Annotated in this window: 13 protein-coding genes; 8 read left to right on the top strand and 5 right to left on the bottom strand. The window is 71.7% G+C overall.

Annotated elements, in window-relative coordinates; all coding sequences use genetic code 11:
• The first annotated feature begins 40 nt into the window (after positions 1 to 40).
• The 6 genes from ACZ601_RS18485 to ACZ601_RS18460 all read left to right on the top strand — a co-directional run bounded on the left by ACZ601_RS18485 (position 41) and on the right by ACZ601_RS18460 (position 9,436).
• Entirely contained in the window at positions 41 to 1,294 is a 1,254-nt protein-coding gene (locus tag ACZ601_RS18485; protein WP_469539035.1) for a glycoside hydrolase 5 family protein, read from the top strand.
• A gap of 73 nt (positions 1,295 to 1,367) precedes the next feature.
• Positions 1,368 to 3,437, top strand: coding sequence for an endo-beta-N-acetylglucosaminidase (locus ACZ601_RS18480; protein WP_469539032.1), 2,070 nt, complete (start codon positions 1,368 to 1,370; stop codon positions 3,435 to 3,437).
• A 48-nt stretch (positions 3,438 to 3,485) separates the two neighbouring features.
• The gene (locus ACZ601_RS18475) at positions 3,486 to 6,515 is read left to right on the top strand and encodes an alpha-mannosidase (RefSeq protein ID WP_469539029.1); all 3,030 of its coding nucleotides are present in this window, start codon (positions 3,486 to 3,488) and stop codon (positions 6,513 to 6,515) included.
• Positions 6,516 to 6,882: 367 nt separating this feature from the next.
• The gene (locus tag ACZ601_RS18470; RefSeq protein ID WP_015609674.1) at positions 6,883 to 7,086 is read left to right on the top strand and encodes a cold-shock protein; all 204 of its coding nucleotides are present in this window, start codon (positions 6,883 to 6,885) and stop codon (positions 7,084 to 7,086) included.
• A 430-nt stretch (positions 7,087 to 7,516) separates the two neighbouring features.
• Positions 7,517 to 9,073: a DEAD/DEAH box helicase gene (locus tag ACZ601_RS18465; protein ID WP_469539024.1), complete on the top strand. Its 1,557-nt coding sequence runs from the start codon at positions 7,517 to 7,519 to the stop codon at positions 9,071 to 9,073.
• A 51-nt stretch (positions 9,074 to 9,124) separates the two neighbouring features.
• Positions 9,125 to 9,436 (top strand): SCO5918 family protein, encoded by a 312-nt coding sequence (locus ACZ601_RS18460; protein ID WP_440574082.1) that lies wholly within the window; start codon positions 9,125 to 9,127, stop codon positions 9,434 to 9,436.
• A 79-nt stretch (positions 9,437 to 9,515) separates the two neighbouring features.
• On the opposite strand, the gene crcB (ACZ601_RS18455) is transcribed toward ACZ601_RS18460, so the two are convergent.
• Genes crcB (ACZ601_RS18455) through crcB (ACZ601_RS18445) form a run of 3 tightly spaced genes read right to left on the bottom strand, consistent with a single transcriptional unit; the run spans position 9,516 to position 10,650 of the window.
• Positions 9,516 to 9,890 (bottom strand): fluoride efflux transporter CrcB, encoded by a 375-nt coding sequence (gene crcB / locus ACZ601_RS18455; RefSeq protein ID WP_469539022.1) that lies wholly within the window; start codon positions 9,888 to 9,890, stop codon positions 9,516 to 9,518.
• Positions 9,887 to 10,237, bottom strand: a complete 351-nt coding sequence (locus ACZ601_RS18450; RefSeq protein WP_024492021.1) for a DUF190 domain-containing protein — start codon at positions 10,235 to 10,237, stop codon at positions 9,887 to 9,889. Before ACZ601_RS18450 ends, crcB (ACZ601_RS18455) begins: the two co-directional genes overlap by 4 nt.
• Entirely contained in the window at positions 10,234 to 10,650 is a 417-nt protein-coding gene (gene crcB, locus ACZ601_RS18445) for a fluoride efflux transporter CrcB (RefSeq protein ID WP_469539019.1), read from the bottom strand. The genes ACZ601_RS18450 and crcB (ACZ601_RS18445) overlap by 4 nt, the downstream gene beginning before the upstream one ends.
• A gap of 291 nt (positions 10,651 to 10,941) precedes the next feature.
• On the opposite strand from crcB (ACZ601_RS18445), the gene ACZ601_RS18440 reads away from it, so the two are divergent.
• Positions 10,942 to 11,682, top strand: a complete 741-nt coding sequence (locus tag ACZ601_RS18440) for a peptidoglycan recognition protein family protein (RefSeq protein WP_469539016.1) — start codon at positions 10,942 to 10,944, stop codon at positions 11,680 to 11,682.
• A 73-nt stretch (positions 11,683 to 11,755) separates the two neighbouring features.
• Positions 11,756 to 12,349, top strand: coding sequence for a GNAT family N-acetyltransferase (locus ACZ601_RS18435; RefSeq protein ID WP_469539013.1), 594 nt, complete (start codon positions 11,756 to 11,758; stop codon positions 12,347 to 12,349).
• Between the two features lie 78 nt (positions 12,350 to 12,427).
• Here ACZ601_RS18435 and ACZ601_RS18430 read toward each other — a convergent pair whose 3' ends face one another.
• Positions 12,428 to 12,649 (bottom strand): DUF397 domain-containing protein, encoded by a 222-nt coding sequence (locus tag ACZ601_RS18430; protein ID WP_469539010.1) that lies wholly within the window; start codon positions 12,647 to 12,649, stop codon positions 12,428 to 12,430.
• Positions 12,646 to 13,509, bottom strand: a complete 864-nt coding sequence (locus ACZ601_RS18425) for a helix-turn-helix domain-containing protein (RefSeq protein ID WP_469539007.1) — start codon at positions 13,507 to 13,509, stop codon at positions 12,646 to 12,648. The genes ACZ601_RS18430 and ACZ601_RS18425 overlap by 4 nt, the downstream gene beginning before the upstream one ends.
• Positions 13,510 to 13,666: the final 157 nt, after the last annotated feature.

The following is a 13,666-nucleotide window of genomic DNA, read 5'->3' as shown; positions in this document are numbered from 1 at the left end:
CGCCGCCACCCGCACCACAGAACCAGGACCCCTGTTCCGTATGAGCTCCTCCCCGCTTCGCTTCGGCGCCAACTACACGCCCAGCCAGGGCTGGTTCCACCACTGGCTGGACTTCGACCTCGACGCCGTACGGGCCGACCTGGACTCGATCGCCGGCCTCGGCCTCGACCACATCCGGGTCTTCCCGCTCTGGCCGCTCTTCCAGCCCAACCGCACCCTGATCCGCCCGCGCGCCGTCGAGCAGCTCGTGCAGCTGGCCGACGCCGCCGCGGAGCGCGGGCTCGACGTCAGCGTGGACGGGCTCCAGGGCCATCTGTCGAGCTTCGACTTCCTGCCCGCCTGGACCCGGACCTGGCACCGGCGCAACCTCTTCACCGACCCCGACGTCGTCTCCGGCCAGGCCGAGTACCTGCGGACCCTGGCCGCCGCCCTCGCGGACCGGCCGCACTTCATCGGGATGACCCTCGGCAACGAGATCAACCAGTTCTCCGGGGACCCGCACCCCGACCCGGACCGCATCACCCCCGAACAGGCGGGCAGCTGGCTGACCCGGATGCTGGCGGCCTGCGAGGAGGGGGCGCCCGGCAAGCTCCACCTGCACGCCGAGTACGACGCCGCCTGGTACCAGGACGACCACGCCTTCACCCCGGCGCAGGCCGCCCGGACCGGAGCCGTCACCGCCGTCCACTCCTGGGTCTTCAACGGCACCGCCCAGCGCCACGGCCGTACCGGCACCGCCACCGAGCACCACGCCGCCTACCTGATCGAACTCTCCAAGGCCTGGGCCCTCGACCCGCACCGGCCGGTCTGGCTCCAGGAGGTCGGCGCCCCCGCCCCGCTGATCCCGGCCGAGCACGCCGCCGCCTTCACCGCCGCGACCGTCGAGAACGCGCTGGACTGCGAGGACGTCTGGGGCGTCACCTGGTGGTGCTCCCACGACGTGTCCCGCTCGCTGGCCGACTTCCCCGAACTCGAATACGGGCTCGGCCTGCTGACCAACGACCGGCAGGTCAAACCGGCCGGACGCGCCATCGCGGAGCTCATCCGGGAACAGCGCGCCCGTACCCGCGTGCCCGCACCCCGCACCACGGCCCTCGTCGTCGACGCCGGAGACGACGCGACCGCGCCCCGCCGCTCCACCTGCGCCCCCGGCGGCGAGGTCTTCGAGGCCTTCGCCCGGCTCACCGCGGACGGGGTCCGCCCCACGACCGTCCTCGCGAGCATGGCCGGCGACGCGGAGCACCTCGCCGCGCGCGGTATCACCGAGGTGCTCACGCCCGAACAGGTCCGCTGACCGCGCGGCCGATCCCGCCCCTGACCACCGTGCCCAGCACCGGAATCGCACCTCACACGATACGGAGCACACCATGAACCGACCCCTGCCGCGCCCCGCCGCACCCAGCCGCCGCACCGTGGTCCTCGCGGGCGCCGCCACCGCCGCCGCGCTCCTGGCACCGGCCTCCCCCGCCGCTGCCGCACCCACCGCCCCGTCCGGACCGGGCGCGGGACAGCCGTACGCCTCCTACTGGTTCCCGGACTCGCTGCCGGCCGGCGAGCCCGGCGACGGTGTCACCTGGCGCAGCCTGAAGGCCTGGCGCCCCGGGAGCGACCCGGACCTGCCGTTCAACACCGCCTCTGTGCCGCTCGCGGACCGGTTCACGCCCGTCCCGGTGAATCCGACGGCCCGCACCGGCCAGGCGCGGATCAGCTCCCTGGTGGCCTTCGGGAACACGGCCGGGAACCCGTCCCAGGGCTCCGCGACCGCCGATCACTACGCCCTGAACCACTGGGCGTACATCGACGAGCTCGTCTTCTGGGGCGGCTCCGCGGGAGAGGGCCTGATCCTCGCGCCCAACGCCCCGGTGGTGGACGCGGCGCACCGCAACGGCGTGCCCGTGCTCGGCACCGTGTTCCTGCCGCCCGTGCACCACGGCGGCGACCTGCGCTGGACGCGCGACCTCGTGCAACGCGACGCCGCCGGCCGCTTCCCGCTGGCCGCGAAGCTGGTGGAGGTGGCGCTCGCGTACGGCTTCGACGGCTGGTTCATCAACGCGGAGACCGAGGGCGGGGACGCCGCGCTCGGCGCCGAGATGCTCGCCTTCGTCACCGATCTGCGGGCGCGCGGCAGGTCGGCGGGGCTGCGGATCACCTGGTACGACGCGATGACGGTCCGGGGCGAGGTCGGCTGGCAGGGCGCGCTCAACGCGCAGAACACGGCGCTGTTCGAGGAAGCGGACTCGATGTTCGTGGACTTCCGCTGGACCCCCGCGACGCTCGCCGCCTCCGGGGAGAACGCCGAGGCCGCAGGGCGCAGCCGCTACGAGCTCTGGGCGGGCGTCGATGTCGAGTCGACCGGCTGGAACCAGTCGGTCGACTGGGACGCGATCATTCCCACCGACCGTCCGCACACCACCAGTTACGGCTTCTACCGGCCCGAGTGGACCCTGAACCACCTCCCCGAAGGCCGCACCCCCGCCCAGTTCCACGCCGCCGACCAGCGGTTCTGGACCGGCCGGTCGCTCGACCCGGCCCGCCCCGACCCGGCCGGCGGCTGGCGGGCCCCCGCGGCGGCGGTCGCCGACCGCTCGACCGTCGACCGGCTGCCGTTCGCCAGCACGTTCAACACCGGCCACGGGCTGCGCTGGTACGAGAACGGCCGGATCTCCTCGGACGCGGAGTGGAACCACCTGGGCCTCCAGGACCGGCTGCCCGGCCGGCGCTGGGTGGTCCGCACCGAGGGCCGGGCCCCGTCCGTGGCCTTCGACTTCGACGACGCCTGGCACGGCGGCAGCAGCCTCCTGGTCGACGGCGAACCCGGCGCCCCCGTGACCGTCGAGCTGTACGGCACCCGGCTGCCGTTCGACCGGCGCACCGTCGTCGAGCTCACCCACCGCACCGACGCGGGATCGGGCCCGGTCACCGTCGAACTCGCCGTCGCCCGGCACGAGCCGGAGCGGCCCGGGGACCCGGTCGCGTACACGTACGTCCCGGCGGGCGAACTGCGGGCGGGCGGCACCGGCTGGACCACCTCCGTGCTCCGGCCGCACTCCCTGGCCGGGACGGTCCGCGCGCTGGGCGTACGCCTCACGGCGGCCGGTCCGGTGCGCTGGCGGCTCGGCGCCCTGGCCGTACGGGACGGCGCGGCGAAGGCCCCGGCCGCGCCGACCGGGCTGCGCGTCACCGGGGCGTCCCCGGGAAGCGAGGGCACCGGGCTGCGGCTGCGCTGGAACCGGGCCCCCGGCAGCCCGCGCCACTACGAGCTGCACCGCGTCCTGCCCGACGGCACCCGGCGCTTCCTCGGCGGCACCTGCGGCACGGCGTTCTTCGTACCGGCCCTGCGCCGGGAACCGGCCGAGAAAGCCGCTCGTTTGCAGGTCAGGGCCGTAAGTGAGCTCTACACGACGTCCGGCGCCGCCACCACCACGCACCGCTGGTAACCCACCGGCACCCACCCCCCCGCACCCACTCACAACGGAGCCACCCTCATGCACGACGACCGCACCCTGGTCGAAGCCCGTCTGAAGCGCGTCCTCGACGAGCGCATCCGGCCGGCCGTATACCCGGAATCCGTACCGCTGGACGTCGCCGTCTGGAACGCTCCGGGCGAGCCGGTCCCGGTCGCGGAGGGCCTGGGCGGTGCCACGGAGCCGATCGCGGTCGGGGACCGGTGGGGCGCTCCGTGGGGCACCAGCTGGTTCCGGGTCTCGGGCACGGTCCCGGAGGCGTGGGCGGGCCGGACGGTGGAAGCGCTGCTCGACCTGGGCTTCGACGAGAACATGCCGGGGTTCCAGTGCGAGGGGCTCGTCTACCGCCCCGACGGCACCCCGGTGAAGGGCCTCAACCCGCGCAACCAGTGGGTGCGCGTCGGCGCTCCCGCCGAGGGCGGCGAGGAGGTGCTGCTGCACATCGAGGCGGCGTCCAACCCGGTGATCCTCGACTACCACCCCTTCCTGCCGACCCAGCTGGGCGACAAGGAGACCGCGGGCAGCGAGCAGCAGTACGTGCTGGCCCGGATGGACCTCGCGGTCTTCGACGAGCACGTGTGGAACCTCGTCCAGGACCTGGAGGTGCTGGGCGAGCTGATGCAGGAGCTGCCGGTGGACGGCGCCCGCCGCTGGGACATCCTGCGCGCCGTCGGCCGCTGCCTCGACACGGTCGACCTCCAGGACGTCAACGGCACGGCGGCCGCCGCCCGCGAGCAGCTCGCGGAAGTCCTCGCGACGCCCGCGCAGCCCTCCGCGCACCGCATCAGCGCGGTCGGCCACGCGCACATCGACTCCGCCTGGCTGTGGCCGCTGCGCGAGACGGTGCGCAAGGTCGCCCGTACGACGTCGAACATGACGGCCCTCCTGGAGGACGAGCCGGACTTCGTCTTCGCGATGTCGCAGGCCCAGCAGTTCGCCTGGATCAAGGAGCACCGCCCCGAGGTCTACGCCAAGGTCAAGCAGGCCGTGGCGGACGGGCGGTTCGTGCCGTCCGGCGGCATGTGGGTCGAGTCCGACACGAACATGCCGGGCTCCGAGGCGATGGCCCGCCAGTTCGTGCACGGCAAGCGGTTCTTCCTCGACGAGTTCGGCATCGAGAACGACGAGGCGTGGCTGCCCGACACCTTCGGCTTCGCCGCCGGACTGCCGCAGATCATCAAGGCGGCCGGTTCCAAGTGGCTGCTCACCCAGAAGATCTCCTGGAGCCAGACCAACAAGTTCCCGCACCACACCTTCCAGTGGGAGGGCATCGACGGCACCCGGATCTTCACGCACTTCCCGCCCGTCGACACCTACAACTGCTCGATGAAGGGCAGCGAGATCGCCCACGCGGCGAAGAACTTCAAGGACAAGGGCGTCGCCCAGCACTCCCTGGCCCCGACCGGCTGGGGCGACGGGGGCGGCGGCACCACCCGCGAGATGATCGCCAAGGCGGCCCGGCTGAGCAGCCTCGAAGGGTCCGCGACGGTCACCTGGGAGACGCCCACCGACTTCTTCACCAAGGCGGAGGCGGAGTACCCCAACGCACCCGTCTGGGTCGGTGAGCTCTACCTGGAGCTGCACCGCGCGACCCTGACCAGCCAGGCGAAGACGAAGCAGGGCAACCGCCGCAGCGAGCACCTGCTGCGCGAGGCCGAGCTGTGGGCCGCCACCGCCGCCGTGCGGACCGGGGCCGCCTACCCGTACGAGCAGCTGGACCGGATCTGGAAGACGGTGCTGCTGCACCAGTTCCACGACATCCTGCCCGGCTCGTCGATCGCCTGGGTGCACCGCGAGGCCGAGAAGACGTACGCCGCCGTCGCCGAGGAGCTGAACGGCATCGTCGACGCCGCGCAGCGCGCCCTGGCCGGTGACTCCGCGACGGGCGGGACCCTCCTCTTCAACTCCGCCCCGCACGCCCGCGGCGGCGTCCCGGCCGGTGCGGCGGCGCCCGTCACCCCCGCCGACGGCGCCACGCTCGCACCGCGCGACGGCGGCGGCTTCGTCCTGGACAACGGTCTGCTCCGGGTGGAGATCGACGCCCGGGGCCTGGTCGTCTCGGCGTACGACCTCGCCGCCGGGCGCGAGACGGTGGCCCCGGGACAGGCCGCGAACCTGCTCCAGATCCACCCCGACTTCCCGAACATGTGGGACGCGTGGGACGTCGACGAGTTCTACCGCAACACCGTCACCGACCTGACGGACCTCGACGAGCTCACCCCCGTCCAGGACCAGGGCGCCGTCTCCGTACGGATCGTCCGAGGCTTCGGTGACTCGAAGGTCACCCAGCTGCTGACCCTCGCGCCGGGCGTCAAGCGGCTCGACATCGACACCGAGGTCGACTGGCACGAGACGGAGAAGTTCCTCAAGGCGGCGTTCCCGCTGGACATCCACGCCGAGCGGTACGCCTCCGAGACCCAGTTCGGGCACTTCTACCGGGCCACCCACACCAACACCAGCTGGGAGGCCGCCAAGTTCGAGGCGTGCAACCACCGCTTCGTGCACCTGGAGGAGCCGGGCTGGGGCGTCGCCCTGGTCAACGACTCGACGTACGGGCACGACGTGACCCGCACCGTCCGCGACGCCGACGCGGGCACGACCACCACCGTGCGGGTATCCCTGCTGCGCGCCCCGCGCTTCCCCGACCCGGAGACCGACCAGGGCGTGCACCGCTTCCGGCACGCGCTCGCCCCGGGCGCGGCGATCGGTGACGCGGTCCGGGAGGGCTTCCGGATCAACCTGCCGGAGCGCCGGATCGCCGGTGACCGCGAGGTCGCCCCGCTGGTGGCCGTCGACAACGACGCGGTGGTGGTCAGCGCGGTGAAGCTGGCCGACGACGCGAGCGGCGACCTGGTCGTACGGCTCTACGAGTCGACGGGCGGCCGGGCCAGGGTCCGCCTCGCCACCGGGTTCGAGGCCGCGGGCCTCGCGGTGACCGATCTGCTGGAGCGGCCGCTGGCCGGCGCGGTGGTTCCCGAGCTCCGTGACGGCGGTGTCCAGCTGTCGCTGCGCCCGTTCGAGCTGATCACGCTGAGGCTCGCACGCGGCTGAGTTCAGTGCCTTACGGCCCGGTGCGGCGGTGGACCTGTCCGCCGCCGCACCGGGCCGGTGAAGCACTGACCCGTACGGCGACGAATATCTACAGCGGCAAGCACAGAATTTTACGCAATGCGCGATGAGGGTTTATGACACGCCGGGTGGAGTGTAATTACTTGCCGCGCCCGCTCGCATTCATTGTGCTACGGTAGATCTCAGTTGCAGTTGTGGTTCCCAAAGACTCCAAGTGCTCTCCTCAGCTAAATTGGCTGGTGGGTGCACTTTTGTATTTCCGGCTCATTATCCGGATGGGGTAATCATCGCGGCGACGTGGGACTGGCACAGTGCGAGTTCCCGGGCTCTGCCCCAGAAGGAGATAAAAATGGCTACTGGCACCGTCAAGTGGTTCAACGCGGAAAAGGGCTTCGGCTTCATCGAGCAGGATGGTGGCGGCGCTGACGTCTTCGCCCACTACTCGAACATCGCCGCCTCCGGCTTCCGTGAGCTGCAGGAGGGCCAGAAGGTGAACTTCGACGTCACGCAGGGCCAGAAGGGCCCGCAGGCGGAGAACATCACCCCCGCGTGAACCTGATTGCTCCGGCGCTCACGCGCTGAGAAGCTTTCGCGCAGCTGGGGCCCGCACCTTGGGGTGCGGGCCCCAGCTCGTTGCTTTCCCGGGTCCACCCCCGAGCGATGCCGTGCCGGTGTACGACCGCCACGAGCTGCCGGGCAGGCCCCCGGGCCACGATCTTCACCATTCGGCGGACGATCCGCCATGGCTCCCGGACCGGAACACCGGCCCGCCGGGGCCCCGTGACACGACCTGTGGGACCGCACAGCGGCCCGCTCGTCCCCGTCATTGCGAAGCACCGGACCCGGTTCGGCCGGGCCCGTATCGGCTCAAGACCGGCTGCCGGGCTTCGTCCACGTATGCCAACGGCCCGTTCTTGCGATTCTTGTGCCGCTCGTCGCCGCAATGAATTCCTCGATACGCGCCATATCGAGGGAGGGTTCCTATGAACCGCGACCGCACACCCCGCTCGAATGACCGTTTCTCCCGCACTTCCGGCGGTTCCCGTTCGGGAGGCGGCTTCCGCTCGCAGGCCCCGAGCCGCCAGGGCGGCCAGGGCCGCTTCGGCGCCCCGGCCCAGCGCTCCGGTGGCGGCGGTTACGGCCGCAGGCCCGCCGCCAAGCAGGGCGAGTTCGCCCTGCCGACGACCATCACCCCGGCGCTGCCGGCCGTGGAGGCCTTCGCCGATCTGGAGATGCCGGCGGCGCTGCTCTCGGCGCTCGCCGCCCAAGGCGTCACGATGCCGTTCCCGATCCAGGCGGCCACGCTGCCGAACTCGCTGGCCGGCCGTGACGTGCTGGGCCGGGGCCGTACCGGCTCCGGCAAGACGCTCGCCTTCGGTCTGGCCCTGCTGGCCCGTATCGAGGGGCGCCGCGCCGACGCCAGGCGCCCGCTGGCCCTGGTGCTCGTCCCCACCCGGGAACTGGCCCAGCAGGTCACCGACGCGCTCACCCCGTACGCCCGCTCGCTCAAGCTGCGGCTGGCCACCGTCGTCGGCGGTATGTCGATCGGCCGGCAGTCCGCGGCGCTGCGCGGCGGCTCCGAGGTCGTCGTCGCCACTCCTGGCCGGCTGAAGGACCTGATCGAGCGCGGCGACTGCTCGCTGGACCGGGTCTCCATCACCGTCCTGGACGAGGCCGACCAGATGGCCGACATGGGCTTCATGCCGCAGGTCACCGAGCTGCTCGACCAGGTGCAGGCGGGGGGCCAGCGGATGCTGTTCTCGGCCACCCTGGACCGTAACGTCGACCTGCTGGTGCGCCGCTACCTGCACGACCCGGTCGTCCACTCGGTCGACCCGGCCGCCGGTGCCGTCACCACGATGGAGCACCACGTGCTCTACGTGCACGGCGCCGACAAGTACGCCACCACGACGGAGATCGCCGCCCGCGACGGCCGCGTGATCATGTTCCTGGACACCAAGCACGCGGTGGACAAGCTCACCGACCACCTGCTGAACAGCGGGGTCAGGGCGGCGGCGCTGCACGGCGGCAAGTCGCAGCCGCAGCGCACCCGCACCCTGACCCGGTTCAAGACCGGGCACGTCACGGTGCTGGTCGCCACCAACGTCGCGGCCCGCGGCATCCACGTCGACAACCTCGACCTTGTCGTCAACGTGGACCCGCCGAGCGACCACAAGGACTACCTGCACCGGGGCGGCCGCACCGCCCGCGCCGGGGAGTCCGGCAGTGTCGTCACGCTGGTGCTGCCCAACCAGCGCCGCGAGATGACGCGCCTGATGTCCGACGCCGGGATCACCCCGCAGATCGCCCAGGTCCGCTCCGGCGAGGCCGAGCTCAGCCGGATCACCGGTGCGCAGGCGCCCTCCGGCGTGCCCGTCGTCATCACCTCGCCGGTCTCCGAGCGGCCCAAGGGCGGGTCCTCCTCCCGGGGCCGGCGCAGCCGCCCGGCCCAGGCCCGGCGCACCGCGTCGTCGGCGTCCGCCTCCTCGTCGCGGGGCGGCGGCGCACCGCGCCGGTCCTCCGGCGACCGTGCCGCCTGACCGATACCCGCGTTCCCGTTCCGTTCCGCTCCCCGACCCCGTTGAGGCACTATGCGCTGCGTCATCGCCCGCTTTCCGTTCGACCTGTTCAAGCCCGAGGTCGAGGAAGCGATGAAGGGCATCAAGCCCGAACCCGTCACCGGGGAATCGGTGATCATCAGCCGTCGGGTCTACCCGGTCAAGCAGGTGGGTGAGGTGATCACCCGGCAGGACCGCCGCGATTTCACGGCCGCGGAGGTGACCAGGGCGCTCGGGCGTCTCGGCTTCACCTGCCGGCCCGTGCCCGCGCCCGCCGCTCCGGTGGAGCTCAGCCCCATGGAGGCCGCCTCGGCCGCGCTGGGGACGCCCGGACCGGACGCCTGAGCCACGCCGCCCGCACCACCGCCTGGGCCCGGCCCCCGAGAGGGAGCCGGGCCCAGGCGCGTCGTACGTCCCTCGGCGGTCAGCTCCAGAGCGCCTCCGCGAGCGTGACGCCGACGAACACCGCGCCCAGACCCGCCACCACGCTCGCGACCACGTTGGCCGCCGCGTAGAAGCGGGCGCCGTCCTCCGCCAGCCGCAGCGTCTCGTAGCTGAAGGTCGAATACGTGGTCAGCGCACCGCAGAGCCCGGTCCCGAGCAGCAGCTGTACGTGGGACGAGGCGGCCCCCGCCGTCACCGCGCCGGTCAGCACCCCCAGCACCAGGCAGCCCGTCACGTTCACCGTGAACGTCCCCCAGGGGAAGACGGTGTCGTGCCGGGACTGCACCGACCGGTCGGTCAGGTAGCGCAGCGGGGCGCCGACGACCGCGCCGGCGATCACTAGGAGCCAGTTCACCGGGGCTCCTCCGGTTCGCCGCGCCGTACCAGCTCGCAGGCGTCCAGGATGACCGGGCTGTCGCCGGTCAGCTCCTCGATCAGCGGCAGGAACGCGCGCACCTTCTCCTCGGCGTCCACGATCACCACCGCCACCGGCAGGTCCTCGCTCAGCGAGAGCAGCCGCTGGGTGTGGATCATCGAGGAGGCGCCGAACCCCTCGATGCCCCGGAACACGCTGGCGCCCGCCAGTCCCGCCGCGTGCGCCCGGTGCACGATCTCGGTGTAGACCGGCCGGTGGTGCCAGCCGTCGGACTCCCCGACCAGGACGGTCAGCCGCAGGGCGCGCTCGGTCCTCGATGTCGTCATGTCTGCCTCCACGCCAGCACGCGGCGGGTCAGCCACACCGCGCTCCACACCGCTGCGAGGGCCGCGAGCAGTGTCAGTCCCAGATACGCCAGTCCGCTGCGGGCCCGGCCGCCGTCGACGAGGCGCTGGATGTCCACGGCGTAGGTGGAGAAGGTGGTGAACCCGCCCAGCACCCCCGTACCGAAGAACGGCCGCACCAGCCGGTGGGCGGCCCAGACCTCGCTGATCACCACCATGAACACGCCGATCACCGCGCAGCCGATGACGTTGACCACGAGGGTCGTCCACGGGAACCCGCCGGCCCCGGTGGGCCAGAGCAGCGACGCCCCGTAACGGGCGCACGCGCCGGTCGCGCCGCCGAGCGCGACCACGGCGACGACCGGGGCCTGTGGGTTCAGGGTTCTGGTGGGCACACGTCTCCTACCTGCCGGGGCGCCCGCCGGACGCGGGCGCGCTCGTCGCCAAGTAGGGACCGTTGGCGTCGCGCTCACGAGCGCGACGCGGTTCGGGTACGGCGGGCCCCACCGCCGCGCGGCGGCCGTTCCCGGCGCCGCTCACCCCCAGAATATCGTGTGGGCCGTACGGGGGCGTGCCGGGCTCCGCAGGGCCCCCGGACGCCGGGACCGGAGCGGGGGCGTGCCGGAAGGTTCACCCGATCGGCCAGCGCATCTGCGGGTGCGACCGGGAGGCCGCAGGGTGGTCCCATGTGGCCCCGTCGAATAGTGCTGGGCGCCGCGGTCCTCCCGCTCACCCTGCTGGTGCTGCGGGACGCCCCGGTGCGGATCGCGCTGCCCACGTCGGCCGCCGCCCACGAGCGGCCGCGCCCGGTGCCGTACCGGGTGCCGCAGCCGGCCATCGTCAGCCGGACGGCCTGGCACGCGGACGAGCACCTGGTCAGGGAGCCCGCGGTCTACACGGGCCCGGTGCGGGCGGTCTTCATCCACCACACCGGGGAGTCCAACGACTACGACTGCGCGGATGTGCCCCGGATGCTGCGGGCGGTGGAGGAGTCCCACGTCGAGGGCAACGGCTGGGACGACATCGGCTACAACTTCCTCGTCGACCGGTGCGGGACGATCTACGAGGGCCGGGCGGGCGGCATCCGGCGCTCGGTGCGCGGCGCGCACACCACGGGCTTCAACGCCGACAGCGTGGGCATAGCGGTGCTGGGCAACTACGGCAGCGGGACCACCGTGCCGCCGGTCCTGGTGCGGGCACTGGCGAAGGTGGCCGCGTGGAAGCTGGCGCCGGGCGTCGATCCACGCGGCAAGGTGCGGCTGGTCTCGACGAACGACGCGAGCAGGTACCCGAAGGGCACGGCCGCCGTCCTGAACGTCATATCCGGCCACCGCGACGCGTACCAGACGACCTGTCCGGGCGAGGCGCTGTACGGCGAGCTGCCCGCGATCCGGGCGGCGACGGCGGCCCTGCGCAAGGGGCGGTGAACGAGAGCCACCCGGTTATTGCGCTAGTACATATTTACTTTCTCACTAGTCCGAACCGGGTTATCGTGTCGGCATGTCTGCCACACCTCCGCTTCCCGTCACCCTGACCGGCCGCCACGTCCGTCTGGAGCCGCTGTCCCCGGACCACCTCGACAACCTCTTCGCCGCGGGCGGCGGTGACGAGGAGGTCTGGCGCTGGCAGGGCGGACCGGCCCCCCGCACCCGGGAGGAGCTCGGCGAGAAGCTGACGGCCCTGCTCGCGGCCGCACAGCGGGGCGTCTACGTCCCGTTCGCCGTCGTCCACCGCGAGAGCGGCCGGGCCATCGGCTGGACCACGTACATGGACGTCGACGTGGCCAACGAGCGGCTGGAGATCGGCTCGACCTGGTACGGGCGCGCGTACTGGCGCTCGGCCGTCAACACCGAGACCAAGCTGCTCCTGCTCACCCACGCCTTCGAGGAACTCGGCATGGGCCGCGTGCAGTTGAAGACCGACCATCTCAACGAGCGCTCCCAGGCGGCAATCGCGCGCCTCGGCGCCCAGCGCGAAGGGGTGCTGCGACGCCACCGCCGCCGCCCGGACGGCAGTTGGCGCGACACGGTCTACTTCTCGCTGCTCGCGGACGAGTGGCCGCAGGCGAAGGCGCGGCTGGCGGAGCGGCTCTGACGGTGGACCGCTGGCGCACGCGGAAGCGCCCGGCCGGGTGATTCCAGCCGGGCGCCCATGTGGAGCGTCGAGTCGCGCCTACTCCGCTGCGCCGAACCGACTCCCGCCGGCGGCAGCGGCAAACGACGAAAGGGCCGTGCGCGAGAACAGCAGTGCGGGGCCGTGCGGGTCCTTGCTGTCGCGGACGGCGACGGTCCTGGCATCGACGATGCCGCATTCGACGCACTGCGCCCCGGTGTCGCTGTACGAGGACTTCCACCAGGTAACGGGCAGGGTGGAGGCGTCGTGGATGTTGCTCATGTGCTTTTCCTTATCTCTGTGATGAGGTCTGCCGACGCCTCAACGGAAAGCGCGGCGGAACTCAGCCGTTGCCAGGCGTCCCGGTGAGCGGCGACCTTGTCGCTCTCCTCGACGTACAGGGCCGAGGTCAACCCCTCGGTGTGAACGACATCGAGGTCGGCATGCGGGCCGAATCCCAGAATGGTGAAGCTGCCCAGCTGCCCGACATGCAACGGTGCGTCGGAGGGCAGTACCTGGAGGTTGATGTTGGGTCGCTTGCCCGTGGTGAGTAGTCGGCCCAACTGCTCCCGCATCAGCCCCTCGACGTTCGACGTCGATCGCAGGGCGGCCTCGGAGATGATGGCCCACAACGCGAGCGGGTCCTCGCGAGTGAGTACTGCCTGTCGCGCGAGACGTACCTCGACCAGAGCGTCGACGCGTGCTTCGACTGCCTCGGACATCGCTGTCGCGTGAATGATCTCGCGGGCGTACTCGGCCGTGTGCAGCAGGCCGGGGATCGCCCCCACATTCCATGCGGAGATCGATTCCGCCTCGGTCTCCAGGCTGATCAGATCCTCGTACACGGGCGTGAGAACGCCCCGGTACGAGTGCCACCAGCCGCGCTGGGCGCCCTCTTTGGTGAGCGTCAGCAGCGCCGCACGCAGTTCGTCACTCACTTCGCGGCCGACCTCGGCGTACAGGTCGAGCAGGGCATCGATGTCCTTGGCCTTGGACGCGCTGCGAGCAGTCTCGATTCTCGAAAGCTTCGAGTAGACGAACTGGCCCTTGGACCGCTCGGCGACCTCTTCGAGGGTGAGTTCGCCGCGCAGTGCGCGCAACTTCGCACCGAGGCGCCGACGGCGCACTGTAGGCGCACTCACTTCTTTGCCCTCCCCTTTGCTGGTTGCTCGACAGTCTGCCGTGACGGCTCATTGCCTGTCACCTGCGCACTTCGCACTGGTGTTTCAGCTCCTATCGATAGATGTAAATTTCTATAGTGCTGCGATTAGACTTGCACAATGTGTAGCTGAGCGAGCA

The sequence above is a fragment of the Streptomyces sp. NPDC104307 genome (assembly GCF_055584045.1).
This window is presented reverse-complemented; position numbering and strand designations above follow the sequence as displayed.

What these genes read in the sequence shown, in the direction of transcription:
- ACZ601_RS18485 (WP_469539035.1), top strand. Translation starts at nt 41, where the DNA reads ATGAGCTCCTCCCCGCTTCGCTTCGGCGCCAACTACACGCCCAGCCAG.
- ACZ601_RS18480 (WP_469539032.1), top strand. Translation starts at nt 1,368, where the DNA reads ATGAACCGACCCCTGCCGCGCCCCGCCGCACCCAGCCGCCGCACCGTG.
- ACZ601_RS18475 (WP_469539029.1), top strand. Translation starts at nt 3,486, where the DNA reads ATGCACGACGACCGCACCCTGGTCGAAGCCCGTCTGAAGCGCGTCCTC.
- ACZ601_RS18470 (WP_015609674.1), top strand. Translation starts at nt 6,883, where the DNA reads ATGGCTACTGGCACCGTCAAGTGGTTCAACGCGGAAAAGGGCTTCGGC.
- ACZ601_RS18465 (WP_469539024.1), top strand. Translation starts at nt 7,517, where the DNA reads ATGAACCGCGACCGCACACCCCGCTCGAATGACCGTTTCTCCCGCACT.
- ACZ601_RS18460 (WP_440574082.1), top strand. Translation starts at nt 9,125, where the DNA reads ATGCGCTGCGTCATCGCCCGCTTTCCGTTCGACCTGTTCAAGCCCGAG.
- ACZ601_RS18450 (WP_024492021.1), bottom strand. Translation starts at nt 10,237, where the DNA reads ATGACGACATCGAGGACCGAGCGCGCCCTGCGGCTGACCGTCCTGGTC.
- ACZ601_RS18440 (WP_469539016.1), top strand. Translation starts at nt 10,942, where the DNA reads ATGTGGCCCCGTCGAATAGTGCTGGGCGCCGCGGTCCTCCCGCTCACC.
- ACZ601_RS18435 (WP_469539013.1), top strand. Translation starts at nt 11,756, where the DNA reads ATGTCTGCCACACCTCCGCTTCCCGTCACCCTGACCGGCCGCCACGTC.
- ACZ601_RS18430 (WP_469539010.1), bottom strand. Translation starts at nt 12,649, where the DNA reads ATGAGCAACATCCACGACGCCTCCACCCTGCCCGTTACCTGGTGGAAG.